This is a genomic window from Maricaulis sp. MIT060901 (assembly GCF_047123815.1).
GTDB lineage: Bacteria > Pseudomonadota > Alphaproteobacteria > Caulobacterales > Maricaulaceae > Maricaulis.
This window is the reverse complement of the sequence record NZ_CP138920.1, coordinates 307,987-333,129: the sequence shown is the minus strand read 5'-3', so window position 1 is coordinate 333,129 and position 25,143 is coordinate 307,987. Positions and strand designations below refer to the sequence as shown.

The 25,143-nt window shown below is 61.7% G+C and carries 27 protein-coding genes; 17 read left to right on the top strand and 10 right to left on the bottom strand.

The window, feature by feature from the left end; genetic code table 11:
- Nucleotide 1: 1 nt before the first annotated feature.
- On the bottom strand, nucleotides 2-1,285 hold the full coding sequence (locus SIC17_RS01625; protein WP_412546206.1) for a dihydroorotase: 1,284 nt from the start codon (nucleotides 1,283-1,285) through the stop codon (nucleotides 2-4).
- Entirely contained in the window at nucleotides 1,282-2,244 is a 963-nt protein-coding gene (locus SIC17_RS01620) for an aspartate carbamoyltransferase catalytic subunit (RefSeq protein ID WP_412546205.1), read from the bottom strand. The genes SIC17_RS01625 and SIC17_RS01620 overlap by 4 nt, the downstream gene beginning before the upstream one ends.
- A gap of 113 nt (nucleotides 2,245-2,357) precedes the next feature.
- On the opposite strand from SIC17_RS01620, the gene SIC17_RS01615 reads away from it, so the two are divergent.
- Nucleotides 2,358-2,870, top strand: coding sequence for an N-acetyltransferase family protein (locus tag SIC17_RS01615; RefSeq protein WP_412546204.1), 513 nt, complete (start codon nucleotides 2,358-2,360; stop codon nucleotides 2,868-2,870).
- A gap of 60 nt (nucleotides 2,871-2,930) precedes the next feature.
- Nucleotides 2,931-3,857, top strand: a complete 927-nt coding sequence (locus SIC17_RS01610; protein ID WP_412546203.1) for an MBL fold metallo-hydrolase — start codon at nucleotides 2,931-2,933, stop codon at nucleotides 3,855-3,857.
- Here SIC17_RS01610 and SIC17_RS01605 read toward each other — a convergent pair.
- A complete protein-coding gene (locus tag SIC17_RS01605) occupies nucleotides 3,854-4,768 on the bottom strand; it encodes an AEC family transporter (RefSeq protein ID WP_412546202.1) in 915 nt (304 codons plus the stop codon). The two genes, SIC17_RS01610 and SIC17_RS01605, sit on opposite strands and share 4 nt — an antisense overlap.
- Complete coding sequence (ruvX, locus tag SIC17_RS01600) at nucleotides 4,765-5,220, bottom strand: Holliday junction resolvase RuvX (protein WP_291895824.1); 456 nt, start codon at nucleotides 5,218-5,220, stop codon at nucleotides 4,765-4,767. The genes SIC17_RS01605 and ruvX overlap by 4 nt, the downstream gene beginning before the upstream one ends.
- Nucleotides 5,221-5,421: 201 nt before the next feature.
- Between ruvX and gatC the strand changes: the two genes are divergently transcribed.
- From gatC to SIC17_RS01560, 8 genes are read left to right on the top strand one after another with little or no spacing between them, the layout of a single operon-like run.
- Nucleotides 5,422-5,709 carry an Asp-tRNA(Asn)/Glu-tRNA(Gln) amidotransferase subunit GatC gene (gene gatC / locus SIC17_RS01595; RefSeq protein WP_412546201.1) on the top strand — a complete coding sequence of 96 codons (288 nt, stop codon included), beginning with the start codon at nucleotides 5,422-5,424 and terminating at the stop codon, nucleotides 5,707-5,709.
- A gap of 3 nt (nucleotides 5,710-5,712) precedes the next feature.
- Nucleotides 5,713-6,195, top strand: coding sequence for a GNAT family N-acetyltransferase (locus SIC17_RS01590; RefSeq protein WP_412546200.1), 483 nt, complete (start codon nucleotides 5,713-5,715; stop codon nucleotides 6,193-6,195).
- Nucleotides 6,192-6,800, top strand: coding sequence for a hypothetical protein (locus SIC17_RS01585; protein ID WP_412546199.1), 609 nt, complete (start codon nucleotides 6,192-6,194; stop codon nucleotides 6,798-6,800). Before SIC17_RS01590 ends, SIC17_RS01585 begins: the two co-directional genes overlap by 4 nt.
- A complete protein-coding gene (gene gatA / locus SIC17_RS01580; RefSeq protein WP_291895820.1) occupies nucleotides 6,797-8,269 on the top strand; it encodes an Asp-tRNA(Asn)/Glu-tRNA(Gln) amidotransferase subunit GatA in 1,473 nt (490 codons plus the stop codon). The genes SIC17_RS01585 and gatA overlap by 4 nt, the downstream gene beginning before the upstream one ends.
- 4 nt (nucleotides 8,270-8,273) lie before the next feature.
- Nucleotides 8,274-9,251, top strand: a complete 978-nt coding sequence (locus tag SIC17_RS01575) for a DUF2806 domain-containing protein (RefSeq protein WP_291895819.1) — start codon at nucleotides 8,274-8,276, stop codon at nucleotides 9,249-9,251.
- Complete coding sequence (locus tag SIC17_RS01570; protein WP_291895818.1) at nucleotides 9,251-9,547, top strand: hypothetical protein; 297 nt, start codon at nucleotides 9,251-9,253, stop codon at nucleotides 9,545-9,547. Before SIC17_RS01575 ends, SIC17_RS01570 begins: the two co-directional genes overlap by 1 nt.
- A complete protein-coding gene (gene gatB / locus SIC17_RS01565; protein ID WP_412546198.1) occupies nucleotides 9,544-11,034 on the top strand; it encodes an Asp-tRNA(Asn)/Glu-tRNA(Gln) amidotransferase subunit GatB in 1,491 nt (496 codons plus the stop codon). The genes SIC17_RS01570 and gatB overlap by 4 nt, the downstream gene beginning before the upstream one ends.
- A gap of 1 nt (nucleotide 11,035) precedes the next feature.
- Entirely contained in the window at nucleotides 11,036-11,434 is a 399-nt protein-coding gene (locus tag SIC17_RS01560; protein ID WP_412546197.1) for a hypothetical protein, read from the top strand.
- Nucleotides 11,435-11,888: 454 nt separating this feature from the next.
- Here SIC17_RS01560 and SIC17_RS01555 read toward each other — a convergent pair whose 3' ends face one another.
- Nucleotides 11,889-12,836, bottom strand: a complete 948-nt coding sequence (locus SIC17_RS01555) for an isopenicillin N synthase family dioxygenase (RefSeq protein WP_412546196.1) — start codon at nucleotides 12,834-12,836, stop codon at nucleotides 11,889-11,891.
- Between the two features lie 196 nt (nucleotides 12,837-13,032).
- On the opposite strand from SIC17_RS01555, the gene SIC17_RS01550 reads away from it, so the two are divergent.
- From SIC17_RS01550 to SIC17_RS01535, 4 genes are all read left to right on the top strand, one after another.
- Nucleotides 13,033-14,625 (top strand): hypothetical protein, encoded by a 1,593-nt coding sequence (locus SIC17_RS01550; RefSeq protein ID WP_412546195.1) that lies wholly within the window; start codon nucleotides 13,033-13,035, stop codon nucleotides 14,623-14,625.
- A gap of 163 nt (nucleotides 14,626-14,788) precedes the next feature.
- Nucleotides 14,789-15,061, top strand: a complete 273-nt coding sequence (locus tag SIC17_RS01545) for a hypothetical protein (RefSeq protein ID WP_291900178.1) — start codon at nucleotides 14,789-14,791, stop codon at nucleotides 15,059-15,061.
- A 446-nt stretch (nucleotides 15,062-15,507) separates the two neighbouring features.
- Nucleotides 15,508-15,768, top strand: coding sequence for a hypothetical protein (locus tag SIC17_RS01540; RefSeq protein ID WP_412546194.1), 261 nt, complete (start codon nucleotides 15,508-15,510; stop codon nucleotides 15,766-15,768).
- An 81-nt stretch (nucleotides 15,769-15,849) separates the two neighbouring features.
- Nucleotides 15,850-16,629 (top strand): hypothetical protein, encoded by a 780-nt coding sequence (locus tag SIC17_RS01535; RefSeq protein WP_412546193.1) that lies wholly within the window; start codon nucleotides 15,850-15,852, stop codon nucleotides 16,627-16,629.
- Between the two features lie 46 nt (nucleotides 16,630-16,675).
- Here the strand turns inward: SIC17_RS01535 and SIC17_RS01530 are convergent, their stop codons facing one another.
- Complete coding sequence (locus SIC17_RS01530; protein WP_291895811.1) at nucleotides 16,676-17,407, bottom strand: polysaccharide biosynthesis/export family protein; 732 nt, start codon at nucleotides 17,405-17,407, stop codon at nucleotides 16,676-16,678.
- Nucleotides 17,408-17,495: 88 nt separating this feature from the next.
- Between SIC17_RS01530 and SIC17_RS01525 the strand changes: the two genes are divergently transcribed.
- From SIC17_RS01525 to SIC17_RS01515, 3 genes are all read left to right on the top strand, one after another.
- Nucleotides 17,496-19,061 carry a GumC family protein gene (locus SIC17_RS01525; RefSeq protein ID WP_412546192.1) on the top strand — a complete coding sequence of 522 codons (1,566 nt, stop codon included), beginning with the start codon at nucleotides 17,496-17,498 and terminating at the stop codon, nucleotides 19,059-19,061.
- An 83-nt stretch (nucleotides 19,062-19,144) separates the two neighbouring features.
- On the top strand, nucleotides 19,145-19,747 hold the full coding sequence (locus SIC17_RS01520) for a hypothetical protein (RefSeq protein ID WP_412546191.1): 603 nt from the start codon (nucleotides 19,145-19,147) through the stop codon (nucleotides 19,745-19,747).
- Nucleotides 19,744-21,006, top strand: a complete 1,263-nt coding sequence (locus SIC17_RS01515; protein ID WP_412546190.1) for an O-antigen ligase family protein — start codon at nucleotides 19,744-19,746, stop codon at nucleotides 21,004-21,006. The genes SIC17_RS01520 and SIC17_RS01515 overlap by 4 nt, the downstream gene beginning before the upstream one ends.
- Here SIC17_RS01515 and SIC17_RS01510 read toward each other — a convergent pair.
- Genes SIC17_RS01510 through SIC17_RS01495 form a run of 4 tightly spaced genes read right to left on the bottom strand, consistent with a single transcriptional unit; the run spans nucleotide 21,003 to nucleotide 25,067 of the window.
- The gene (locus SIC17_RS01510; RefSeq protein WP_291895807.1) at nucleotides 21,003-21,908 is read right to left on the bottom strand and encodes a glycosyltransferase family 2 protein; all 906 of its coding nucleotides are present in this window, start codon (nucleotides 21,906-21,908) and stop codon (nucleotides 21,003-21,005) included. The two genes, SIC17_RS01515 and SIC17_RS01510, sit on opposite strands and share 4 nt — an antisense overlap.
- On the bottom strand, nucleotides 21,905-22,672 hold the full coding sequence (locus tag SIC17_RS01505; protein ID WP_291895806.1) for a polysaccharide deacetylase family protein: 768 nt from the start codon (nucleotides 22,670-22,672) through the stop codon (nucleotides 21,905-21,907). The genes SIC17_RS01510 and SIC17_RS01505 overlap by 4 nt, the downstream gene beginning before the upstream one ends.
- A complete protein-coding gene (locus tag SIC17_RS01500; protein ID WP_291895805.1) occupies nucleotides 22,672-23,613 on the bottom strand; it encodes a glycosyltransferase family 2 protein in 942 nt (313 codons plus the stop codon). Before SIC17_RS01500 ends, SIC17_RS01505 begins: the two co-directional genes overlap by 1 nt.
- Entirely contained in the window at nucleotides 23,610-25,067 is a 1,458-nt protein-coding gene (locus SIC17_RS01495) for a polysaccharide biosynthesis C-terminal domain-containing protein (protein ID WP_412546189.1), read from the bottom strand. The genes SIC17_RS01500 and SIC17_RS01495 overlap by 4 nt, the downstream gene beginning before the upstream one ends.
- Nucleotides 25,068-25,143 lie beyond the last annotated feature (76 nt).

Genomic DNA, 25,143 nt, shown 5'->3' with positions numbered 1-25,143 from the left:
GTCACCCGTTATAGTTGTAAATCGACTGTCCGTCGACGAAAGTTTGTGTCACGACACCCATAAAACGACGCCCGGCCCAGGCGCTATTCCCGCGCGGAGACAAGAAATCATCGGGATTACAGACCCATGGCTTGTCGCCATCGATCAGAACCAGGTCCGCCGGAGCACCGGTGCTCAAGCGCCCCTGGGGCAGGCCCAGCAGGTCGGCAGGGCCGACGGTCAGCGGGCGCAGGGCCTCGGCCAGGCTGAGCTCCTCGTCATGAACAAGCGCCAGCAGCGAGGCCAGCAGCGTTTCCAGGGCGAGCGTGCCCGGAATGGCAAGCGCAAAGGGTTCGCCCTTGTCGTCGAACGGGGTGGGGCGGTGGTCGGAGACGATGGCATCAATCTCGCCATCGGCGATGGCAGCGACCAGGGCGCGGCGATCATCTTCCAGACGCAGGGGTGGATCAATCCGGAAAGCGCTGTCGAGCGCTCCGGCGTCTACCTCGTTGAGCGTCAGATGGGCGATGGCACAAGTCGCGGCGATTTCGATATCGCGCTTGCGGGCATCATGGATAGCGGCCAGGCCGTCTGCGGTCGAGACGCGGTCCACCATCAACTTGCCACCGGAAAGGGCGGCGATCGAGGCGGCCCGGTCGATGGCGATACGCTCGGCCATGGTCGGTTCCGACGGCAGGCCGAAACGCGCAGACCAGTCACTTTCGGTCGCAACAGCACCACAGCTGAGGCCCGGTTCGGCCGCGCGCAGGGCGAGCCACAGGTCAAACTGGCTGGCATAGCTCAGCACCCGGCGCAGGACACGGCTGTCGGCGATGGTATGGTCGCCATTGGAGACATAGGCCGCACCGGCTTTCGCCATCAGGCCAATCTCCGCCATGTTCTCGCCCTTAAGATCCTGGGTGGCTGCTGCTGCGGAAAGGACACGGACCCCATGCTGGCCGAGGCTGCGTGTCATGCCGGCGAAACCGCCTGCGGTCTGCAGCGGCGAGTGATCATTGGGGGCCAGAACCACGGTTCCGAAACCGCCCGCAGCGGCGCCTACGGCAAGGCTGGCCTGGTTTTCACCATCCGGGGTGAGCGCGGGCTCCTTGGACGCGCGCAGATCTATTAACGCTGGCGCCAGGATCTTTCCGCCCGCATCGATGACCTCGTCGGCAGAATTGAGATCCAGCTCTTCGCCGATCTGGGCGATCAGCCCGTTTTCGACAAGCACGCCGCCCGGGCCGTCATACTCGCTGGCCGGGTCGACCAGACGCGCATTGGTGATCGCGAAACTCGAACTCATGCCGCGGCCTCCCTGCGGATATTGGCACCGATCAGCTCCAGCACAGCCATGCGAACGGCGACACCGTTTTCCACTTGTTCCATGATCACCGAACGATCGGGATCGTCGGCGAGCTTGGTGTGGATCTCGACCCCGCGGTTCATCGGGCCGGGATGCATGATCAGCACGTCGGGCTTGGCGCTTGTGATGGTCTCGTGGCTGAGTCCGAAGAGATGGAAAAATTCACGGCCGGACGGGATGAACCCACCGGACATGCGTTCCTTTTGCTGGCGCAGGGCCATGATGGCATCACAATCGGTGACGGCGTCTTCCAGCTCGTGGAAGACATCCACGCCCCACTGATCAATATCAGTCGGCAAGAGCGTGGGCGGGGCACAGACGCGGATATCCGCGCCCAGCATGGACAAGAGACCGATATTCGAGCGGGCAACGCGGCTGTGCAGGATATCGCCGATGATCAGGATACGGCGCCCGCCGACCGAACCCCAGTGACGGCTCATGGTGAAGACATCGAGCAGGCCCTGGGTGGGGTGCTGGTGCATGCCATCACCGGCATTGATCACTGAAAGTCCGGTGCGCTCGGCCAGGAATTGCGGGGCGCCGGTTGCGGAGTGGCGAACGACCATGATGTCCGGCTGCATGGCGGCCAGTGTGCGCGCCGTGTCAGAGAGGCTCTCGCCCTTGGAGGCAGAGGAGTGGGCGATGGCGAAATTGACCACATCGGCCCCAAGCCGTTTGGCGGCCATCTCGAAACTGCCCTGGGTCCGCGTCGATGCCTCGAAAAACAGGTTCAGCACCGTCAGTCCCTTGAGGGCGTCGGAAGACTTGTCCGGCGTCCTGTTGATCGTGCGCCAGTGTTCGGCACGTTCAAAGATCAGGGAAATATCAACGGGGTTGAGGTCAGCCACCGAAACCAGGTGGCGGTGCGGGAAATCATAGGAGAATGCCGCGCGGGTCATCCTGCCTCCCAAGTCACAAAGGCCCAAAAATGTTTGCGGCGGTATAGGGAACGTTGCGCTGGGAGGCAAGAGCGGCCACATCTTTTGGCGAGGATTTAAAAAGGGGTAGCGACATGCCAACCATACGCCCGATGACGAGCGCTGACGCGGACGCCGTCCTTCAGATCTATCAGGAAGGCATTGATACAGGCCACGCCACTTTTGAACGTGATCCCTCCGACTGGGCGAAGTTTGACGCCGGCAAGCTGGCCAGACCCCGACTGGTTGCGGAGGGTGAGAGCGGGGACGTGCTTGGCTGGGCCGTGCTCAGCCCGATGTCCTCGCGCTGTGTCTATGGCGGTGTGGCCGAGTTGACGATCTATGTCGCCGCGGCAGCGCGCGGTCAGGGGATCGGCAAGGTATTGCTGACAGCCCTGGTCGAGGCATCGGAAGCGGAAGGGCTGTGGACGCTGGTCGCGGGTATTCTGCGGGAAAATGAAGCCTCCATCCGTCTTCACGAGGCCTGTGGGTTCGAACTGCTGGGCTATCGCAAACGTATCGGCAAAATGGGTTTTGGCCCGATGAAGGGAAAATGGCGTGACATCGCCTGGATGGAACGCCGCAGTGAGGTGGTGGGGGTGGGTTGATCAGTTCGCGCCACCGCGCTTCGGCTTGACCGTTCGCAGTGAGCGGCGCACCTTCCCGGCATGTTGTCTGTCGCACTATCGCTCGCGCTCATAGCTGCTGAACCTGCAGTGCTAACCTGCACGACTGAACTCGTGGTGCTGGGCGTCGCCCAGGATGGTGGCGCTCCGCAATTTGGCAATTCCGCTGACCCGGCCTGGAGCAATCCCGAGCTGAGGCGACTGGCGACTTCGCTGGGGGTGATCAATCACGACACAGGCCAGCGCCTACTGTTCGAAGCCACGCCCGACCTGCGGGAACAGCTTTATCGGCTGGACCAGGTGATGATGACAGAGGCGCGGCCCGGTCTGGATGGAATCTTCCTGACGCATGGCCATATGGGCCATTACACGGGCCTGATGTTCCTGGGTTTCGAGAGCATGGGCGCCCAGGGTGTTCCCGTTTTCGCGATGCCGCAAATGGCGCAATACCTGTCGACCAGCGGGCCCTGGGAACAGCTGGTTCGGTACGGCAATATCGCCTTGCAGGATCTGCGTGAAGGTGAGGGCGCTGACGTAGCCGGATTGACGGTGACCCCCTTCCTAGTGCCGCATCGCCAGGAATATACCGAAGTGGTCGGGTTCAGCATCGACGGACCGGATCGTTCCGCCCTGTTCCTGCCCGATATCGACAGCTGGGAGGAATGGGATGAAGAGGGCACACGCATCGAGGACATGATCGCCTCGGTCGATGTGGCCTATCTGGACGCGACGTTTTTCGCCAATGGGGAAATTCCCGGGCGCGATATGAGTGGTTTCCCGCATCCGTTCATCACACACTCAATGGCGCGGTTTGCCGATCTGCCGGCGACGGAGAAGGCCAAGGTGCGCTTCATCCATTTTAACCACACCAATCCGGTGCGCTTTCCCGACAGCCCCGAGCGTCAGCAGGTGCTGGATGCCGGCTTCGGATTGGCGGATGAAGGCGAGCGCTATTGCCTGGGCGACTAGCCCAACAGCCAGAGCCAGAACGGGATGGTGATGAAGCAGAACAGGGCGGACGCTGTGATGTCGCCGGCGGAGTAGTGCGCGTCGCCGCCCATCTGCTTGGCCAGCACATAGGCGGAGGCTGCACCGGGCGAGGCACCGGTCAGCAGGAGCACGGTCAGGGCAACCCCTTCAACGCCCAGCGCAAGGCCAAGTCCATAGAAGACGAGCGGCGCGATCATCAGTTTCAGGAAAACCGACAGGCCGAGCAGGCGCGGACGCGCTTTCATCGCCGTGAAATTGAGCCCGGCCCCGACGGCCAGCAGGATCAGTGGCAGGGCGGCCTGGCCCATCAGGTGGATCGTGTCCCAGGCTGGTTCGGGAATTGGTATGTCGAGCACATTGACCAGCCCACCGGCGCCGGATCCGAGAATCAGCGGGTTGGTGAGGATGCGATAGATGACCGAGCGCCAGTCCGGCTTGGCGCCATCGCCCCAGACCGACAGCGCGGCGACGCACTCCATGTTCACCAGCGGGATAGAGGCCGCCATGATCAGCGCGACCAGGACTTCACCCTCGGTGCCGAACATCGCGATGGCAATAGCCAGGATTAAGAGGCCGTTCCAGCGGCAGGTCGCCTGGAACAGGCTGGTATAGGTCGGGCCGGGGATATTGAGCAGGGGGCGGATGGCCAGTGTAATGGCCGCCATGCCCAGAAAGCCCCCCACGGCTGCCAGCATGAACGGGCCCAGCTGGATGGAGCTGAGATCGGCTCTGGCGATGGATGTGAACAGGATGGCGGGAGAGAGGCCGAGATAGGCGAGGCGGGAGATCGGCCCCCAGCTGCTGTCGGGCAACAAGCCCGAGCGGCGCAGGAGCCAGCCGACAAAGATCACACCGAATACGGGCAGCAGGGCAGTCGCGATCGAACTCATTCGCCGAGCATCTCCAGTCTGTCGAGCGCGCTTTGAAGGATGTTCGCCGCCGCGTGAGCATCGATGATGTCCTTGCGCTTGTCGCGGCGGACGCCGGCGGAGATGAGTTTTTCCTGCGCCTCGAAGGTTGAGAGGCGTTCGTCCTGGAAGGCGACCGGCACGTCGCGGATCTGGCAGAGATTGCGCGCCATGGCGCGGGCGGACTGGGCGCGCGGGCCTTCCGATCCGTCCATGTTTACAGGCAGTCCGATAACAATCGCCTCGGCCTCGCGTTCGTCATAGAGCTGGAAGACCCGGTCGGCGTCCTGGCGAAACTTGGTGCGCTTGATGGTTTCCACCGCCATGGGAATACCGCGCGAGGCACCACAGGCAGCAACACCGATTGTCTTGGTTCCCGGGTCCAGGGCGATCAGGGCGCCCTCGGGCAATTCTGCGAGTTCGAGAATGGGCATGGCGTCTGTCTACGCCGATTTGTCGGGCACGCAAGCCGGGCGCTTGCAAACCCGCCTTGTGAATGGTTGCCGCCCGGTCGGGCGAAAATGCACAAAAGACCAGCATTTCGCAGGCAAATACCCGCTGAGCCGCGCCTCTTTCTTGCACCAGCGAAATCGCCTTGCTACTCACTCCGCTTCGACTATCCGGAGTGATTTCCAATGTCCGTGACCGCTGACGACGTACGCCGCATTGCGCGGCTGGCGCGCATTGCCGAGCCTGAAGACCGGCTGGATGCCCTGACGGGTGAACTGAACGGGATCCTGAACTGGATCGAGCAACTCAATGAGGTTGACGTGGAGGGCGTCGAAGCCATGACCACGCCGGTCAAATTCCCACTGCCGCAACGCGTGGATAACGTCACTGATGGTGATCGACGCGAGCGTGTGCTTGCCAATGCGCCGAAGTCCGATGAGGGCTTCTTTGTCGTGCCGAAATCTGTCGAATAGGCCGTGACGGCCCGGATCGACATATGCCGCGAGGACCCGACCTCGCCAGACGCCAGGGCGCTGATTGACGAGCTCAATGCGACGATGCTTGACATCTACCCGCCGGAGCACTGCCATCACATGCCTGCGGAAACGCTGGCATCGAACGGCGCGTGTTTCCTGATTGCGCGTTCGGGCGATAAGGTGCTGGGCTGTGGGGCCGGTGTGCCACTGGACAAGGATCGTGTGGAGCTGAAACGCTTTTTCACGCGTCCCGCCGCCCGGCGTAGTGGTGCCAGTCGCGCTATCCTCTCCCGTGTCGAGAACTGGGCCCGTGCCGAGGGCTATTCCAAACTGGTGCTGGAAACCGGATCGCGCTCCGACGCAGCGATCGCGCTCTACACCAGTCACGGCTTTGCGCCCTGCGACGCCTTCGGTGAGTACCGCGCCACCGAAGACAATGTGTTTTACGAAAAATCGATTGCTAGTGAGGAGCTTTTCTCATGAGCGATCAGCTTCGGTCTCCGACGGTATCGCTCGGGATCCATCTAGAGTTTTCGAACATGGACCACGGATGGTCCGACCTGAACCTGCGCATTGGCGACGAACGGCTTCGTATCGAGAGTTTTTCAGATATTGAAAATTCCTTTCACGATATAGCGTTAGCTGGTGTGAGCGCAGCCAGTGGTGGCGGTCAAGCGCTCTGCCAGTTCTCTCTTAACGGTGAGCCGACGGAATGGCGTTGGACTATCAACAGCTTGTTTCGCAAGGGACTTGGATACTATTCCCACGTCGTCGTGGAGGAGTTTCCGGGCGATAGCTTCTTCTCCATTGATGGAGAGGGGAGGTATCAAACAACCCGTACCGCCGAAAGCGAAGTGATCTTCAACGCGTTCTGTTCCAGCGAAGAGCTGGCGGTGGCAATTCGCCGGGCATTTTTGTCGTTGGAGAAAGATGGAATCATCGAGTTTGAAAAGAAGTGGGGTTTAAACCCGTTTCCTACTCGAACTCTCGCCGCGCTCGACGCGGCTCTAGACACCCCACGTCGCTGGTTTGAGCCAGAACTTCATTCTGGTCCTTACGACGTAATTTCAGAGAAAAGAGAACAATGAGTGATCTTCTCAAACTTTCCCTCGATGAGGTGACGACCAAGCTGAAGGCCAAGGAGGTCTCGGCGACCGAGTTGGCCAAAGACGCCCTGGCAGCCGCACAGGCCGCACAACCGGCGCTGAATGCCTTCACGGCGTTTGACGAGGACAAGACGCTGGCCATGGCGGCGGCGTCCGACGAGAAGCTGGCCAAGGGTGAGGGCGGTCTGATTGAAGGTGCGCCGATCGCCATCAAGGACCTGTTCGCGGTTGAAGGCGTCTCCACGACGGCCTCCTCGAACATCCTCAAGGATTTCAAGCCGACCTATGAGTCTACTGTGACATCCACCCTGTGGGGCAATGGCGGTGTCTTCCTGTGCAAGACCTCTATGGACGAGTTCGCCATGGGCTCCTCCAACGAGACGGCCAATACCGGCCCGGTCAACAATCCCTGGACGGGTGCCAATGGTGAGATGCTGACCCCGGGCGGGTCTTCCGGCGGTTCTGCGGCCGCTGTCGCAGCAGATCTCTGTTTCGGCGCCACCGGCACGGATACCGGCGGTTCCATCCGTCAGCCGGCGGCCTTCACCGGTACGGTTGGCGTCAAGGCGACCTATGGGCGGACGTCGCGCTGGGGCACGATTGCCTTTGCGTCCTCGCTGGATCACCCGGGTCCGTTCGCCAAGACGGTCAAGGACAGCGCGATCATGCTGCAGGCCATGTCCGGGCATGATCCCAAGGATTCCACCTCGCTGCCGAACGACGTTCCGAACTTCGTTGCGGCCTGTGGCCAGTCCGTGAAGGGTCTCAAGATCGGTGTTCCCAAGGAATATCGCGTCGATGGCATGCCGGAAGAGATCGAGAAGGCCTGGCAACAGGGTATCGAGTGGCTCAAGGCTGCTGGCTGCGAGATTGTCGACATCACCCTGCCGCACACGAAATACGCTCTGCCGGCCTATTACATCGTGGCGCCGGCCGAAGCGTCGTCCAATCTCGCACGTTATGACGGCATGCGTTACGGCCTGCGTGAAGAGGGTGAAGACCTGACGGCCGTCTATGAAAACACCCGCGCGGCCGGTTTCGGTCACGAGGTCCAGCGCCGCATCATGATCGGCACCTATGTGCTGTCGGCCGGATATTATGACGCGTATTACCTGCGCGCCCAGAAAGTGCGCACCCGCATCCTCGAGGATTTTGACAAGGCCTTCCAGACCGTCGATGCCATCCTGACGCCCTCGGCACCGTCTGCGGCCTTTGCGCTGGGCTCCAAGTCCGATGATCCGATCGCGATGTATCTCAATGACGTCTTCACGGTGACCGCAAACCTGGCCGGTGTACCGGCGATGTCGGTTCCGGCGGGCACGGACAAGGATGGCCTGCCGCTGGGGCTGCAGATCATTACCCGCGCCCTGGACGAGGAAACCATGTTCAAGGTCGGCCACGCCATCGAGGATGCGGCCGGCTTCAACGCCAAACCGGAGAAGTGGTGGTAGGTCGATGGCCGAACAGGCGCATTCCATAAACTGGCAAGGCCTGCTGGACCTGCCCGATCCTGTGAAGGAACGGGCGGCGAAGGCGATTGGCCGGACCATTGGTGTGCCGTGGTCGTCCGAGATCGAGGAGACGGCGGTCGTCCTCGCGCAGTTTGCCTCCGGCGAAAAGGTTGACGAAAAGCTCGGTGTCGAGGTGCTCAAGGTCGTCGAGGCCGACCAGGCCGTGCTGGGACGGGCATCGTCGCGCATGCTGTCTGAAGCGGTGCTGACCCAGTCCAATCGCGAGATCATTGCGGCCATGGCCGCTGACCAGCTGCTGACCGGCGCGGATGCCCGCGACGCCTCTGAAGGACAGGTCGAGGAAGGCTGGTTGCTGACCTTTGCCGCGCGGGCCGAACGTACGGTCGATCCGGTGATGCGCCGTGTCTGGGCGGCTTGCCTGGCACAGGAAATCCTTCATCCGGGTGCGATCTCGACGAGCCTGCTGGCGACCCTCTCCAAGCTGGGGCAGCGCGAGCTGGGGCTGATCAACAAATACGCCTCGCTGATCATCTCCAGTGATTTCATTCCGGTCGATGAAAGCGATCTGGGGCAGTTGAAATCCCTGTTTCACCTGCAATCCCTGGGTTTTGTCAGTGGCGCGGGCACGCCGTTCCGCCGCCAGGGCAAGCTGGACGAGGATGGTGTCTTCTGGGTGCCGGTGGGTGACGAAGCCTTGGTGGTCCAGGGCAAGGCCGGGCAGGACTGGAGCCTGGGCGGCGTGTTCGCCTCGGACAATCTTCTCGCCCTGGCCAAGGTGCTCGATATCCAGCCTCAACGCGAGGCGCTGATCAATATCGCGCGGCAATTCTTCCGGCTCGACTGGAAGAAGGAAGTCATGCGCGCCAAATGGACCCGCGATGGTGACCGCGTGAGCTTCGAGGCCATCGAGATCTATCACAAGGAACCGCCGCAGGGCGCCGTCGTGGAGAAGGTGGGCTGATGGACCAGAAAAACCCGACCCAAAACCCGACCCCAAACCCTCCAAGCGCGCTCAAACTGGCGCGACCCAGCTTTCTGGTCGGGGCACTCTTGCTGCTCGCCGGGGCGCTGGTCTATCGCGACATCGTGGTGCTGGAACCCAAGGTGATCTGGACCATCGTGCTGATGGTGCCGGGTGCCGGTTTTGTACTTTTCGGCCTGACCGTAACGGCAGCCGGACGAATTCTGACGGCCGCGCAGGCTGTCCCCGAAGATGAACGTCCCACATGGGATGACGACGAGGAAGACGAGAGATGAGCAATACCTATACCATTGCTGGCGCAACCGGTGACTGGGAGATCGTTATGGGGCTGGAGATCCACGCCCAGGTCGTCTCCAATGCCAAGCTCTTCTCCGGTGCGGCGACGGCCTTTGGCGCGGCACCCAATACCCAGGTCTCCCTGGTCGATGCGGCCATGCCGGGCATGCTGCCGGTGATCAACCAGCATGTGGTTGAACAGGCTGTGCGCACGGGCCTCGGTCTCAATGCCGAGATCAATCTCTGGTCCCGTTTTGACCGCAAGAATTATTTCTACCCGGATCTGCCGCAGGGCTACCAGATCTCCCAGTTCCAGTATCCGATCGTGGGTGAGGGCGAGATCGAGTGTGAGCGTGATGACGGCTCGCGCTTCAAGGTCGGCATTGAGCGTCTGCACCTGGAGCAGGACGCCGGCAAGTCGATCCACGACCTGGACCCGAGCCACACCTATGTAGATCTCAACCGGTCCGGCGTGGCGCTGATGGAGATCGTCTCCCGTCCGCATATTCGCTCGCCCGAGGAAGCGTCCGCCTATGTTTCCAAGATGCGCACCATCGTGCGTTATCTCGGCACGTGTGGCGGCGACATGGAGAAGGGCCAGCTGCGCGCCGACGTCAATGTCTCGGTGTGCAAGCCCGGCCAGTACGAGAAATTCCGCGAAACCGGTGATTTCTCTCATCTCGGCACGCGCTGCGAGATCAAGAACGTCAACTCCCTGCGCTTTATCCGCCAGGCGATTGAATACGAGGCCAAGCGCCAGATCGATATCATCGAGGAGGGCGGCACGATCGACCAGGAAACACGCCTGTTCGACGCCAATACCGGTGTGACGCGGTCCATGCGTTCCAAGGAAGAAGCGCATGACTATCGCTATTTCCCGGATCCCGACCTCCTGCCGCTGGAACTCCAGCAGGACTGGGTCGACCAGATCCGCGCGAACCTGCCGGAATTGCCGGACCAGAAGCGCGAGCGTTTCAAGTCCGAGCTGGGCCTGTCGGAATATGATGCCAGCGTGCTGGCCGCCGACAAGGACCGCGCCGATTATTTCGAGACAGTGGCCGAGGGCCGCGATGCGAAGCTGGCGTCCAACTGGGTCAATAACGAGCTTTTCGGGCGCCTGAACAAGGAAGGCATGGGCATCAATGACAGCCCGGTCTCTGCCAAACAGCTCGGCGGTCTGGTGGCCCTGATTAAGGACGGCACGATCTCCGGCAAGATCGCCAAGGACGTGTTCGAGATCCTGTGGTCTGAAGGCGGTGACCCGGCGCAGATCGTCGAGGATCGCGGCCTGAAACAGGTCACTGATACCGGCGCCATCGAAGCGGTCATCGACCAGCTCATCGCGGACAATCCGGACCAGGCGGCCTCCGTCAAGGAGAAGCCGAAAGCCATGGGCTGGTTTGTCGGCCAGGTGATGAAAGCCATGCAGGGCAAGGCCAATCCGCAAGCGGTGAACCAGATCCTCAAGGACAAGCTGGGGCTCTGATATGCAGCGTCCGGGAGCGTCTGTCCGCCAATGGCTGATCATCCTGCCATTGGCGGGGCTTCTGGCTGCTGGCGCAGGGTATTGGGGCGGTGAGGAAGCGGCGCTGTTCGCGCGGGTCTATTCGGGCGCTTATACCTTTTTCGGGATCGTGTTTTTCGCGGGCATCGGTGTAGCGGCCTTCAATGGTGTGTCAGGCTTGCGCATTGCCATCTCCGGCATGATCACCGCAGGACTGGCGACCGCCTTCATGCTTCTGGCGATCCTGGCGGCTCAACCGGATGCAGTTTTGCCGATCTGGCAGAGTGCTCTTGTGATCACGGCCGGGAGTGTGTCCGGCGGCGTGTTCACGGTGCTGGCTGTTCCGGTGGTGTCCTTGCTCAAGAACTTGCTGCCGTCGTGAGAGAGAAACAGCGCACATTCGTCAAAATCGTATGAGCGCCATTCCTGAATATCGTTATTCATGAGGGTGTTGTAACGTCCGTGTTAGCGAACGAGTAATACAACCCAGAGATAGTTTCGCGTGCAGACGGGGGGGTGAACCAATCCCGCTGCCGGTATTTCAGAAATGCCCACTCAAGGAGGCACGTGCATGGGGCACGTGCCTTTTTTTTCGTTGGGGCCTTTAGGCCGCACCCTATCGCCTCGCTATACGGCCGGTTTCGGAACTTCGCCCCTTCCCAATCCCCGTCATCCCATGGTGGCCGCGTAGCGGACATCCGGGGGACCTCGACTATCCTGTCGACAGGCGAGCTGAGGTCACCCGGACAAGCCGGGTGATGACGGAAGTGTTGGGGTGATGATCAGGCAACTTTACGCGTGATGGGCGAGGGAAGGCGCATCCAAGCGCCCCCGACCTACATCAAACCGATTTCTTTCAGGCGCTGGAACAGGAATTCGTGCGCCGTGATCGGCTCGGCTGGTTCAACGCCTTCGCGCTCGCAGCCGGGCAGGGTCTCGATGAGATAGTCCGGGCGATAGTGCAGGAAGAAGGGCATGGAATAACGCGAGTGCTCGGTGCGCGCGCCCTTGGGATTGATCACGCGGTGCTGGGTCGAGGGCAGGATGCCATTGGTCGAGCGGGACAGCATGTCGCCCATATTTACGGCCAGACAGCCGGCCGGCGGGTTCATGTCGACCCACTCGCCTTCGCGTGTCATCACCTGCAGGCCCGGCTCGTCGGCGCCCAGCAGCAGGGTGATGGTATTGATATCGCCATGGGCCTCGGCGCGGATGGATCCACCCGTATCGCCCTGGACCGGCGGGTAGTGCAGCAGGCGCATGACCGAATTGCCGTCGCGAACCGTGTCGGCAAAGAAATCCTCTTCCAGGCCCAGATCTGTGGCGATGGCGCGCAGGACATCACCGCCCAGCGCGTCAAAGGCGGAATAGAGCTTGTGGATGACCTCTTCCCATTCCGCGATCTCTTCGGGCATCACATTCGGCGCCATGTCTTTTTCATAGGGGTGACCGGCGGGCAGGTCGCGACCGACATGCCAGAACTCCTTGAGGTCGACATGCTGCGCATCCTTGGCGATTTCCTTGCCAAAGGGCGTGTAACCGCGCGCGCCGCCGCCGTTCTCGATGAAATACTTCATCTTGGTCTCTTCGGGCAGGGCAAAGAATTTCGCGGCAACCTCATAGGCGCGATCGATCAGGTCCTGGTCCAGGCCATGGTCCGAAATGGCGGCAAACCCGTATTCCCGAAAACTCTTGCCCAGCTCCTTCGCGAAGGCTTCCGGATCGGTTTTCTGCAGGGACATGGATACGGGCGGAAAGCGGGTCAGGCTGTCGGTAGCGGTCATGGATCAGGTCTCGTCTTTTTGTGTGTGCCCTGCTTAGGTCTTTCGCGGCGAACTGCCAAGCGCTGTAACGTCGCAGGCACAGTTGGCGGGCGTGTGTGTCACAGCCGGGGATAAAACTTCGCCTGTGGGGCTAACGCGCTTGCATCGTCCGCGCGAGTATTCAAATCTCCGCCCCAGGGGGAAATGGGGGTTTTGAATGGCGTCGGACGCCACCAGCGACAATAGCGCAAAGGGCGAGGATCGCTCCGGCCGCGCGGAGACCTTCCGTCGCGCCGGGCTGACCGAGGCGGAATCACGCCGGCTCGCTCGTATCGAGGAATACGTCAATGACCGCGGGCGCTTCTGGGAAGCGTCGCCCTTTGGCATGGTGATGTGGCTGATCTGGAGACTCCTGTTCAAGGGCTTCCAGACGGCGCTGCTGCTGGCTGCAATCGGGGCCTCAGTCTGGTTTGCTGCGCGCATTCTGGACGATATGGGCGGGCTGAGAGTGGTCGCATCAGCACCGGCAGATCTCAGAGCGCGGATCGAGGCGGCCTTTGCCGCCTCCCGTGCGCCCGGTGATGATGCCTATGACGTCTGGGTGGAGGAGCTGGCCGACGCCATCAATGGCGATATCCGTCGGCGTCCGGACCTGGACCGGTTTGCCGGCTGGGCCCAGGCGGGTCCGTACTGGCTGGGCGAGGAAGCCCTGGCGCTGCGCCTGCTGGCCGCCGGCCGCGACCCGGCCGAGCTGGACGCGGAATTGCGGGCCTTGCCGCCGCAGGAGCGCGAGCGCCGCCTCGATGGCGTCATCGACGCACAATTACAGCAGGCCGAGATTCGCGGGCTGGAACCGGCCGCGGTCATCTTTGCCCCGGCCAATATCCTGGACCGATACGAACGCTCGCGCCTGGTCTGGGAAATCTCGGCCGCGCCGATCGATGATTTTTTCCGTGCCAGCCAGCAGGGCCAGCTCGAGCTGTCGACCCTGTCCGGACTGGTGACCCATTATCGCAGCGATACACGCCTCTATTCCGGTGTGCGCCATCTGGTGATCCAGCTGTGTCTGGCCCCCATGGCGCAGGAGGCCTTTGCCGAACCGTGTACGGCCAGCATCATTCCGCGTGGTCAGTTTGACCCGTTCCTGTTGTCACTTTCCGCCCTGGAAGCGGGCATGGTGGATCTGGGGCGCGATACCGGCGCTGCGCGGGCAGGGGCGTCCATCCTGCGCGCGGGTTATGTCGCCGGACGTTTGCCGGTCAGCCTGGAGCAGGAATTGCGCGCGCTGTTCGAAACGCATCTGCCCCAGGCGGCGCTGGTCGCCAGCCTGAGAGATGCCGGTTTCCGGCCGGACCTGGCCTTTGCCGCCCCGCGCCGCGAAGAAGACCGCATCAATCGCATCCATACCGGACAGCGCTCCGATCTGGCTGCCCTGGGCAGTGCGCTGGCGGAACTGGCCGATATCCGGCTCGATCACACCGCGCGGGTCACCACACGCATGGTAAGCGGTATCTATCAAATTGAAGATATCGGGCGTTTGTCGGTTCTGCTCGATGCGGTCGGACCGGCCGTTCTGGCCATGCAGTCGCGCCTCGGCCAGGAGATGTATTCCGTGCTCGATGTGGTGGAGGAAAGAGGCGAGGCGGACCAGGCGGATTTGCGTGGTCTGGCCCTGTCCCTGCTGGCCGGATTGATCATCCTCCTGCTGACCTTCGTGCGCCTTTCTACAGAGCCCCTGGTGCGCAATGCCGGGCGGGTGCGCCTGGTGGATGCGTATCTCAGTCGTTTATTCTTGGGAAAGAAAAGCTAACGGATTTAAAGGTTTAAGGCGGAATATTTCTTTGTCCTCTTAACCTTAATGCAATTCTCTTTGCTCAAAGTCCAACTCGTTCGAAGGGCATTCGGACAGGATGGTGGCGCAAACAGAGGACCCAAAAGGGCCGTGTTTGCCGAGTAGTACAGGGGAAGACGCAATGGCGTTCACTGATGTTGAAACCGCACAGGCCCACGAAGCCGTTTCCACGGATCCGACGGGCGAAGATCTCTGCAAGCTGGGAATTCTGTATTCCACGGGACAAGGTGGCGAGATCGATTACATCGAAGCTCACAAGTGGTTCAATCTGGCCGCACTGATGGGTTCCGAGCCGGCGAAATACTATCGCCAGGAAATTTCAGATCAGATGACCAATATGGACATCGCCAATGCGCAGAAGGCTGCGCGCGAGTGGCTCTCGACCCGCCACTAGGGCGGATCACACCACTCTGTCCGAATATCCGGCAGGTCGGGGAGGCCTGCCGGGCCCGGACACTGAAAAATACCAGGAATATGCCGCGATAGCTGTGTGCGCAGGTCTCTTCGACCTGTGTGTGACCAGCTTAAGTCGCGATCAGGTGTCATGCCGCGGAGAGGCTCTTGTCTCTCGTCCGCGCGAGCAGACAGCCTTGCCTGACGGGTCACCAGAGCCCGCAAAGTCTCCGTTCCGCGCCCAGGGTGGCGAGGGATGTGCCGTTTGGTGGAGAGACGGATCTGGAAATTGTGAGAAATTGATATACAGCTGTAGCTAGTGGCTTGGGGCTGAGAGGTGTGCTCTGGTGTTCTGTGGCTGCTTGAAGTTCGCCGCGTCATTGCAGCTGGACGGGGACTTGATGGTGTCCCTGTTTTTTCCAGGTGTGCACTACAGGATCTATTCAGATGAGAACCAGTGATTTGATCGCGTTGTATGTCGCTTCGCCTGGCAAGCACCAGGTTGGCGACCAATTGGTCGTTAAGAAGCGGCGCAGTTTCCTTTCAAACTGGGTGTCTATGTGCGGTGTTTCGATCCTCTCACTGACGGTTTTTCCTCTTTTGCTTCAGGTTTGGATTTTGGTCGTCATTGGGTTTGGATTGGCGAGTGCAATTTTCCTCCTTGATTTTCTTATGTTCTGTGCTTTCGGGTATCAGGTCGAAGAGTAGCTCTGGGAAAGAGGGTAGCTGTCGGGGCATGCGCTAGTTGGTGTGTCCCTTGTTTTTGGGCAAAATTTCGTTGGGAATGGAATGTTCAACTGGGGAACAAAACGGTCGAAAGCGAAATCGCACGTAAAGCCTATCAGTCCGGATGAACTTCGAAATCGCCGACTTGAACGGCTGCCCAATGAAATTTCACTCGCTCGCGCTGCGCAGGCTGCCGCGCGTGGTCGTGGCGATGTTTCTCAGCAGATTTTGATGTTGGAGGACGAGCTGGCGGCCTGGCTCCAGCTGTTAGTCGCCAACTGGAGAGTGAACGGCGGTTATCAGGACGCGCTTGAGGCGATAACTGAGGCGCAACGCATTGGCCTGAACTTGTCTGACCTTCCCGGGGGAAGAAAACCGCAGGGCGAGGTGGTGAATGAATCGCACTTTTTGCTTATCGCAGCGAAGGAATATGCGAGCATTCCCACAGAACTGCTTCGCACCGAGACACCCATTCATTGGGATTTTGTTGATAGCGTATTGATTTGCAGACTGCTTGGTGAAGGTCGGATCTGCGATGAGCCGGACCGGCTGAGGGGTTTGCTCGCAGAGGGTAGCGAAGTTGCTCGGTCGTATAACACCTACTTCGCAATACTAGATGGGACCAAACCCCAATCAGAACGTGTTGACTTGATCAGGTTCGCTGAACTCAATTGGTCGAAACGGAAAAGCTCGTCCGCGCAATACCCAGGAGTCAGCCTTGGTACGAGCTCTGCGGCAAATCAAGTCGATGTAGATCTTAGATTAAGCGCCATTCTATCTAGTATCGATATCGACGTGGATAGCCCACACGCTTGGCCTTGGGAGACCGGAATAGAGTGTTAGGTAACGGGACTATCACCCGGCTATCCAAAAGCCCAAACTAAACCCATCAATTATTCGTAATCGCGTCCGCAATCGCGTAGGAAAACGCCTGGTCGAGCGGCAAAATTCCCGACACATATTGTTCAACAAAAACATTGATTTCGGCCACGGTGGAGCGGGGCACGAAAATGATGTCGTGGCGGCGCAGCTGGACGCGGTCAGCGCCCGGTCGGCCGTCCAGGGCGTCGTGGAGATTGACGGTGCGCATCATCAGCGCGCCGCCGGGCTGGCGGCGCAGGACGACGACATCGCCGCGCGCGGCCGTGTTGCGGAAACCGCCGGCCCGCATGACGGCTTCAAGCGCGCCGACCGGGCCGGTCATCTCGACCAGGCCGGGGGTGTTGACCTCTCCGCCGACAATGATGTTTTGCGGGCCGAGGGCCGCGCGGCGCACTTCCACGATCGGATTGACCAGCACGTTTTGCGCATAGGCGTCGGCGATCACATTGGCGATCTCGAAATCGGTGCGATTGGCCACCATGACATTGCCGATCAGGGGCAGGGGCACACGCCCGTCCGGCCCGATGGCAACGGTGCGGTTCAGCTCGGATGCGGAATGCACAACCACGTCAATGCTGTCACCGGGGAAAAAGCGATAGGCGGGATCGGTCTCCTGCCAGCTCGCGAACTGGCGGCCTGACCAGGCCGGGTCCGTTTGGGGGGCGAGTGAACCCGAGCTGGCGCAGGCTGCCAGGCCGATTGAAACGGCAATTGCGAGGCCGAAACGAGAGGCACGCATAGAATATCCTCGGATCCACTGAACTTGCGTCCATTTCCACCTGTTTTGGATAAGAAAAAATTAAGCGGCTGAGACGCTTTATAAGCATATGAGTCGAGACCCTTATTCCAACGCCCCTCGCGGCGGGGATGAGCCATTGCGTGGCAGTGCCCGCAGTGACGGCCTCGACCTGTTCGATATCATTGCACTCGCCTGGTCCGAGCGTGGCTTCATTGTCGTTGTTTTTGCAGTGCTTTTCGCCATTGGTGTGGCCGCCTCGCTGACCCTGATCAAGCCGAGTTTCGAAGCGCAGTCGCGGCTCCTCGTCCTGCTGGAAAATGATCCGACCCCGGCGGCCGCCGGTGCGGGCGGAGCTTTCATGCTCGACCAGATCATGCAGTCGGAAAGCGAATTGCTCGGTTCCGGTGCTGTGCGGCGCCAGACCCTGGCGGCTCTGGGCCCTGAAACCATTCTGGGCGAACCGGTCTCCGGCAATGCCGATGGTGCGGCACTTCGTGCGCTCGGTTCCAGCCTGACGATTTCACGCGAGCCGTATTCCTCTGCGCTGGTCGCCAGTTACGAGGCCGGCAATGCGGACCAGGCGGCGCTGATCCTCAACGCGGTCGTGGATTCCTATCTGGCCTACCGCCAGGAAATCCTGGTCGAGGCCGGTATCGAGACCGTCACCGAACGCCGCCAACAGGCCGACCAGGCTGTGGCCGAGGCGCAGAGCGCGCTCGACGCTTTCCTGTCCACCCATTCGCTGGCCAATTTTGTCTCTGACAAGAGCGCGGCTGAAACCAGCGTCACCACCCTGCAGGACCGGGTGCGCACGGCGTCTGCGGATCGGGATGCGGCGCGGGCAGGGGCGCAGGCACTGGAAAACCGCCTCAACAATATCCCGGCCAATATCGAGCTTTATGTTGAAAACGGCGCGTCCACCCTGTTGCTGGACCGCCGTGTCGAGCGCGAGCAATTGCTGTCGCGTTACCAGCCCGGCGCGCCGCCGGTTGTAGCCATTGAACGCGAGATCTCTGCCATTCAAAGTCTGTTGGATGCCGGTGGTGCGGAAGGTCTGGGCCAGCGTCGAACGGGCGTGAACCCGGTGCGCCAGGCGCTGGAAACTGAACTGGCTACCCGCCGCGCCAATGCCAACCAGGAAGCCAATCGGGTTGCTGTCTTTGAGCGCCAGCTGGGCGAAGCCCAGGGCGATGTCAGCCGCCTGCGCGGCCTGGAACCGGAATACACACGCCTTGCTCAGGACGTCACCGCTGCCGAGGAAACCGCTGCTGGTTTTGCCGCGCAGGAAGCTGTTGCCGCCGCTCGCCGTTCGCTCGGCCCGGGTGCTGCTGATGCGGTGCGGGTATTTGATCGTGCGACACCGCCACTGCGTGGCTCGTCCATGAAGAAGCTCGCCCTGATGGCCGCCTTTGTCTTTGCCGCCGGCGTGGCGGTCTTCCTCGGCCTGATCAAGGGATATTGGCGGGCCTATATCGCAGCCCGGCGTCCCGCCCAGCGACACGCGCCGACGCAGGCGGTGAACCAGGCCGCGGCGCCGCGCTACCGCGAGCCTCAGCCCGTACAGCCGGTCGGGGCCCCAGCACGCCCGGACCCGCTCGGTGAGGCGCTGGTGGGATTGCCGGTGCTCGCGCGCATCCCGGACCGCTCCGCGTAAGCGCCGCGTTAACCACGCCAGAGGCAGATTGGAATCTGAAACGATTCTCCAGGTGAGTAGCGGTCGTGAACCTGTCGTCCGACATGAGTGCGCTGATTGATCAGCTTGAGCCCATCAGCCGGCCTTCCGGTCTGGGGCGTGTATTGATGGTCATGGGAACCAGCCGCGGGGCCGGGGCCTCGACTGTGGCCCGAGAAATTTCGCGCCTTAGCGCCGTGCGATCCACGCGCGGCGTCTGGCTGTTTGACCTGGACTTCAAGGCGAATGCGCAAGCCGAAGCCTGCCGGGTCAGAGCGGACGTGTTCGACCTTTCGCTGGGCCGTGAGACCCCCTGGGTGCTGGATGGCAATGCGCGACTGGTGGGGCGGCCATCCTCGGTCGACAAGCTGGTCGTGTCCAAGGTGGAACGCCGTGACGGGACCCGACTGCAGGCGGCCCTGCGGGGAGCGCCGGATTATTGGTCCGCTGTGCGCCAGTCCATCGATCTTGCTGTTATCGACGCACCGGGCCAGTCCCGCGCGCCCATGAACCTGGTCGCAGACATGGACGGGGTCATCCTTGTCGTGGATGCGCGTGCGGACAATTTTGATGGCCTGCACGCCCGCCGTGACGCCATCGAGGCGGCGGGCGGCGTTGTCGCCGGTGTCGTCGTCAACCGGGCAGGAGCCTATCGGAGCGCTGCATGAGCCGGGTTGCGATCGAACATCCACCCTTTCTCCAGCGTTTCACTGATGCTCCCGCGATCGGCTTTGCCCGCGCGGCGGAAGCCGGTCTGTGCATCCTGTTCATCTTCATGTTCTCTCAGGGGTTGATCGGGCCGGTTTTTGCCGATTCCGCCGATCCGGAAGGCTCTGCCCTCCTGCGCCTGATGTGGCTGCCGTTTTATGCCGTGACGCTGGTGATGATTGCCGCACGCCCGGGCGCGACCTTCCGCGTCATCGCATCCAGCCCCCTCCTGGTCGGGCTGGTCATGCTGACCATGGTCTCTGTGCTCTGGTCGCTGGCACCGGACGTGACGCTCAGGCGTTCCTTCGCCCTGATCATGACCAGCCTCTTCGGCTTCTGGTTCGCGGCGCGCTGGAGCTGGCGTGACGCCATTCTGATCATCGCGACGAGCTTTTTCATCCTGGCGATACTCAGCGTCATATTTGCCCTGGCGGTTCCCTCTATCGGCGTCGATCACGCCGTGCATGTCGGGGCCTGGAAGGGTATCTGGTGGGAGAAAAACTCGCTGGGCGCCATGATGGCCTGGGGCTCGGTCAGCGGATTTGCCGCTGCCCAGATCAATCCGGAACGTCGCTGGTTGTGGCGGTTCATGGCCGTCTTGTGCACGGCGCTCGTCCTGCTCTCGACATCCAAGACAGCGTTGCTGGCCTGGCTACTGGGCGTGGGCGGGATTGCCGGTATTGGCCTGTGCCGCCAGGGGTTCGGATTTGCGGCCATGACGCTGTGTTTGTCACTGACTGGTGCGGTACTGGCCGGCATGGCGCTCCTGATCGCACCGATCGAGGCGCTGGAACTGCTCGGCCGGGATGCCACTCTGACGGGCCGGACAGATATCTGGGTCGTGCTGGTCGACCAGATCCGCGCCGCACCATGGACGGGGTATGGCTATCGCGCCTACTGGGTGGCCGAGAGCGGGCCGGTGTTCTGGGTTCACCAGGAAACAGCCTGGGACGTGCCCACGGCGCATAATGGCTGGCTGGAAACCGCCCTAGCGATCGGTCTGCCAGGCGTGGTCCTGTTGGCGATGGTGTATTTCCGCGCGCTGGGACGGGGCCTGTCACGCCTGTTTCACGGGCAGGAAGTCTATTTCGCCCTGCCGTGGATCGCGATGCTGGGCCTCGTGAGTATTTCCGAGAGCAATTTCCTGCAGCAGAACGCGCTGAGCTGGACGCTGTTCGTCTTTGTGGCCGCCAAGCTGGCAGACCGGCGGGCCCGCTAGCCCAGGGCGGAGCTGCCGTAAAAGCGCGGCGCAAACCGGTCCTGCCAGAAGATTTTGCCCGCGGCCTGGGCGGATTTGTCGATAAAGCCGGCAGACAGGCGCGGGCTGAACAGGCTGGTCACTACGGCGAGTGGCGCAAAGATGGCGAACTGCGCCAGCCCGACAAGCATCCATTTCGCGACGCCAGCCCAATCCGGCCGGGCCTTGTTCGCACAATGCTGGCTCGGCCCCTGTCCGAATGAAAAGCTGCGCGAAAGCAGGTAGCGCCAGTTGGCCCGCGAGGGATCCACGCATTCGATCGCGCCCGCGCCTGCAGACCAGGCGAAACGCGCGCCTTGTTGTTCGAGCATGGCAAAAAACATGTCGTCTTCGCCCCCGGTCTCGTTGAGATGACGCGGAAAGGGCGTCTGGGGAAGGTCGAAGGCCGCCCGGTCCACAAGGGAATTGCCGCAGCCAAAGGGTTTGCCGAGAAGTTCATCGCTCGCAGCGCCTTCGCGGGAGTACAGCCGGTTGAGCAGGTGCAGGCGGAGGCCGCTGGCTCTGGGTGCCTGGGCCTGAAGGGGGCCGAACACGACCTGCGCGTCCAGTCGTTCCGCAGTGACCTTGAGCGCCTCCAGCCAGTTGGGCTGTGCGATTTCATCATCGTCCAGAAACGCAATGTACCGGCAATCCGTAGCCGCCAGTGCCGTGTTGCGGGCATTGGCGACACCCGGCTCGGCCTCGTGCACATAACGGACAGTCGCGGCGCCGAGTGCCTCGATAGCCTCGCGGGCTCCGCCTTCCGGCGAGTTGTCGACGACAATGATCTCGTCTGCCGGGCGTGACTGGGCGAGAGCGCTTTCCAGTGCGGCCATCAAGCCGTCCGGGCGTCGAAAGGTCGGGATAATGATCGCCGTGCTCATGCCGCGCTCCTCGTGATTGCTGCATAGGCGTCCCGAACGTTGAGGACCTGGGCGCCGCTGCGATCGATCGCGTCCAGGACGCGTTCGAAATCCTCCGGCGTACAACCCCATTCGGTCGGATTGGCCTGGACATCATGGGCGTAGAACACCAGCCAGCCAGGGTGCTGGGCGAGGGCTTCAGCGGCGTCCACCGCACGCTGGATACCGGCTTCGCCACCATCAATGCCGACAGCGGGAAGAAGATTGCGATCCGCGCGGCCACGCATGACACCCGGGCGTACACCACGCAGGGTCTGGAAACGCGAGGCCAGTGCCGTCTTGATGCCCGGTGCAGTCTCGCCATAGGGATAGGCAAAGGAGCTCAGCGGTTGTTTTAGCCCCAGTTCGCGCAGGGCGCGTTCATTGTGCTCCAGGCTGGTGATGACCTCTTCCGGGCTCGACTTGGCGCAGTCCAGATGTTCCCAGGTGTGACAGGCGATCTCATGCCCGGCGGATTCCAGCCGGTGCAGGTCGTCGGCATCAAACATCTCGCCGTGATGCGTTGTCTGCCCGACATAGCCGGCAGAGGCGTAATACGTCCCGGTCCAGCCGCGAGCTTCCAGCGCCTCAGCGCCCGCCGTCACGGCGGATTTCGGGAAATCATCAAAGCTGACAGAGACGATGGCGTGATCGAGATCGAGCTCGATTTCATCGCGCGCCAGAAAGCGCGAGATCTGTCGCGTGAAACGCGACTGCCAGCCGCCGGGAACATAGGGTGAGTTCATCAGATGACCTCCGCCGTCCAACTCGCACGCCACAGTTTAAGACCGAGTGTGCGCAGCCGCATGGGCGCTTGGTGATTGCGAGCCAGATTGGCCCAGACCGGACGCAGTGAGCGGCTGAACGGCACACGTCGGATCGCCCGCGCGGCCTTGGCTCCCGGCAGGTTTCTCAGGTCCGGGTGTTTCTCCAGCATGCGGGCATAGTTTGTTGCGCCTGCGCGGAACTTGTCGAGCAGGACCTCGACCGGTTGCAGGCCGTCATGCTGCGCAGGATTGTCGATATGTCCTAGCTTGTGCTGGCGGGAGGCGGCGACAGCCCAGTCCACATCTTCCCAGCCCCAGCCGACAAATCCGGTGTCGAAGGGCACATCCAGCATCAGTTCACGACGGGCCAGGAGATTGGATGAGCAGAAGGCGGTCGCGCCGACTTTTTCGCGGGCGGCGGCGTCACAGTGATCACTGGCGCTGGCCAGCGCGGCGTGTAGGGCGAGGTTCTGGTCTGCGTGCTGGGTCCGGGTTATGTAACCGCCGAAAATCGCGTCCAGCCCGCTTGTTTCCATGGCTTCCAGATAGGTTGCCAGGAAAGCATCATCGGTGGGGGCCATGTCGGCATCGAGATAGAGGATCCACTCGCCCCGTGCTTCGCGTGCCAGGATATTGCGACCATGGGCGCGGCCGACATTTTCCCGCGCACTGATCAGGCGCGCAGGTGCGGTGAGGGCACGGATTGTCCGGCCGGTCAGTGCGTTGAGATGGGTCTGCGAGCTGCAATCATCAAACAACAGGATCTCGATCGACTTGTCCGCACCGATCAGCGGATTGAGCGCGCGCACGAGGTCACCCGGATCATCATTGTAGAACGGGATCGCGATGCTCAACCGGACCTTCTGGTCGTGTTCGGAAGCGGCGTTGGCCAGTTCGGTATAGGAAACCGTCTTGCTCATGATTGGGTCTCGGTGCGCAGATTGAGTTTGTTGATGTCAGACAGCCAGATGCGACAGTCGGCGATGTTGAAGGCGTAGGCGGCGGCTGCGTAGACGACGGCCCCGGCCAGGGCCTTGCTGATGAGGGCAATCCAGGCAGTCTCAAAATCCGGCACGATGAAGACGCCGGAGGCCATGACCATGGTCGCCGTCGCTGCCTTCACCCAGTCGCCCCAGGGCAGGGGCAGAGGGAAGAGCTTGCGCCCGACAATGGCGCAGATGACCAGCGAGATCAGATAGGCGAGAACGGTCGCATAGGCGGCGCCAACAATGCCGAAGGCCGGGATGAAGAGGAGGTTGAGACCAAGGTTCAGCGCGGCTGCACCGGCCATCAATGCCGCCATGAAGCCGCTGCGACGGCGGATCGTGAAAGCCTCGTGGAAATAATAGGTCATCATGCCGTTGAGCAATCCGGACAATGCGATCCACGGCAGGATCACGGCGGCTTGCGACCGGAGGCTTTCGCCGACAATGAGCGTTGTCAGCGGCTCGGCGACAAGGGCCAGGCCAGCGGCGGCAGGAAAGCTGATCAGCGCCATCAGGCTGGCGGCCTGACCGGCGAGTTTGCGGGCGACGTCCGCACCCTGGGTCTCAAAGGCCTTCAACGTCATTGGCCAGACGGCTGCTCCGAACCAGATGAAGATGATATCGAGCAGGCGGTCTGCAAGACCATAACCAGCAGCGTACATGCCCACGGCCCCCGAACCGAGGAAGGCAGCCAGCAGAAAACGATCGCCAACGGAAAGCAATTGCTCGAACACGAGCGAGAGCGAGACGGCAGAGCCATAACGTGCATAGGTCTTCGCGCGTGCAGGCTGGGCGCGCCCACCGCGGGCCCGGCGCAACATGACCGGCAGGTCAAAGACCAGGGCCACCAGTGCGGCAACGGCGGTGCCGATGAAGATACTGGCCGGACCCAGGTCCGTCAGTGCCAGCAGTCCGACACCGATCATGAAGCCCAGCATCAGATAGCTCGCCTCCAGCGCGGAATATCGCGCGACACCGCCGCCCGCCCGATGGGTTTCCAGACCGATTTGCAGAGCGGCTCTCGTGATCATCGAGACGGCGGCGAAGCTGAAGACGGCCTTCAGCGAATTGTCCAGCGGTGCAAGATGGATAGCCCCGAAAATCAGTGCACCACCGCCCACGGCCAGAAGGATGTAGATGCCATAGGCGGTTGCCAGGTGGTCACGCAGGCGCTTGCGGGCGTCCGCGCGTGCATGGAAACGCGCTACTGCGGCTTCCAGCCAGGTAAATGTCGCAATATGGGTCAGTGTCAGAGTGGCGAGTGTGAGAGCGTAGACACCATAGGCCTCGGCATCCATCAGTCGGGTGAAGACCGCGACCGATCCAAACCCCACAATGGCCTGGGCTACCTGTACCGGCATGTATCCCAGAAGATGTCGTCCAAGCATGGCACGCTCCACTCGCCTCAGGAGGGAAGTTGCAAAAACAATGCCGCGCGAGAGGTATTGTGGGTGTCAGGATGGA

What these genes read in the sequence shown, in the direction of transcription:
- SIC17_RS01505 (WP_291895806.1), bottom strand. Translation starts at nt 22,672, where the DNA reads ATGAACTCACCCTATGTTCCCGGCGGCTGGCAGTCGCGTTTCACGCGA.
- SIC17_RS01500 (WP_291895805.1), bottom strand. Translation starts at nt 23,613, where the DNA reads ATGAGCAAGACGGTTTCCTATACCGAACTGGCCAACGCCGCTTCCGAA.
- SIC17_RS01605 (WP_412546202.1), bottom strand. Translation starts at nt 4,768, where the DNA reads ATGAGTTCGATCGCGACTGCCCTGCTGCCCGTATTCGGTGTGATCTTT.
- gatC (WP_412546201.1), top strand. Translation starts at nt 5,422, where the DNA reads ATGTCCGTGACCGCTGACGACGTACGCCGCATTGCGCGGCTGGCGCGC.
- SIC17_RS01510 (WP_291895807.1), bottom strand. Translation starts at nt 21,908, where the DNA reads ATGAGCACGGCGATCATTATCCCGACCTTTCGACGCCCGGACGGCTTG.
- SIC17_RS01615 (WP_412546204.1), top strand. Translation starts at nt 2,358, where the DNA reads ATGCCAACCATACGCCCGATGACGAGCGCTGACGCGGACGCCGTCCTT.
- SIC17_RS01555 (WP_412546196.1), bottom strand. Translation starts at nt 12,836, where the DNA reads ATGACCGCTACCGACAGCCTGACCCGCTTTCCGCCCGTATCCATGTCC.
- SIC17_RS01495 (WP_412546189.1), bottom strand. Translation starts at nt 25,067, where the DNA reads ATGCTTGGACGACATCTTCTGGGATACATGCCGGTACAGGTAGCCCAG.
- ruvX (WP_291895824.1), bottom strand. Translation starts at nt 5,220, where the DNA reads ATGCCCATTCTCGAACTCGCAGAATTGCCCGAGGGCGCCCTGATCGCC.
- SIC17_RS01625 (WP_412546206.1), bottom strand. Translation starts at nt 1,285, where the DNA reads ATGAGTTCGAGTTTCGCGATCACCAATGCGCGTCTGGTCGACCCGGCC.
- SIC17_RS01535 (WP_412546193.1), top strand. Translation starts at nt 15,850, where the DNA reads ATGTTCAACTGGGGAACAAAACGGTCGAAAGCGAAATCGCACGTAAAG.
- SIC17_RS01610 (WP_412546203.1), top strand. Translation starts at nt 2,931, where the DNA reads ATGTTGTCTGTCGCACTATCGCTCGCGCTCATAGCTGCTGAACCTGCA.
- SIC17_RS01520 (WP_412546191.1), top strand. Translation starts at nt 19,145, where the DNA reads ATGAGTGCGCTGATTGATCAGCTTGAGCCCATCAGCCGGCCTTCCGGT.
- SIC17_RS01515 (WP_412546190.1), top strand. Translation starts at nt 19,744, where the DNA reads ATGAGCCGGGTTGCGATCGAACATCCACCCTTTCTCCAGCGTTTCACT.
- SIC17_RS01550 (WP_412546195.1), top strand. Translation starts at nt 13,033, where the DNA reads ATGGCGTCGGACGCCACCAGCGACAATAGCGCAAAGGGCGAGGATCGC.
- SIC17_RS01540 (WP_412546194.1), top strand. Translation starts at nt 15,508, where the DNA reads ATGAGAACCAGTGATTTGATCGCGTTGTATGTCGCTTCGCCTGGCAAG.
- SIC17_RS01530 (WP_291895811.1), bottom strand. Translation starts at nt 17,407, where the DNA reads ATGCGTGCCTCTCGTTTCGGCCTCGCAATTGCCGTTTCAATCGGCCTG.
- SIC17_RS01570 (WP_291895818.1), top strand. Translation starts at nt 9,251, where the DNA reads ATGGACCAGAAAAACCCGACCCAAAACCCGACCCCAAACCCTCCAAGC.
- SIC17_RS01525 (WP_412546192.1), top strand. Translation starts at nt 17,496, where the DNA reads ATGAGTCGAGACCCTTATTCCAACGCCCCTCGCGGCGGGGATGAGCCA.
- SIC17_RS01560 (WP_412546197.1), top strand. Translation starts at nt 11,036, where the DNA reads ATGCAGCGTCCGGGAGCGTCTGTCCGCCAATGGCTGATCATCCTGCCA.
- SIC17_RS01545 (WP_291900178.1), top strand. Translation starts at nt 14,789, where the DNA reads ATGGCGTTCACTGATGTTGAAACCGCACAGGCCCACGAAGCCGTTTCC.
- SIC17_RS01585 (WP_412546199.1), top strand. Translation starts at nt 6,192, where the DNA reads ATGAGCGATCAGCTTCGGTCTCCGACGGTATCGCTCGGGATCCATCTA.
- SIC17_RS01575 (WP_291895819.1), top strand. Translation starts at nt 8,274, where the DNA reads ATGGCCGAACAGGCGCATTCCATAAACTGGCAAGGCCTGCTGGACCTG.
- gatB (WP_412546198.1), top strand. Translation starts at nt 9,544, where the DNA reads ATGAGCAATACCTATACCATTGCTGGCGCAACCGGTGACTGGGAGATC.
- SIC17_RS01620 (WP_412546205.1), bottom strand. Translation starts at nt 2,244, where the DNA reads ATGACCCGCGCGGCATTCTCCTATGATTTCCCGCACCGCCACCTGGTT.
- gatA (WP_291895820.1), top strand. Translation starts at nt 6,797, where the DNA reads ATGAGTGATCTTCTCAAACTTTCCCTCGATGAGGTGACGACCAAGCTG.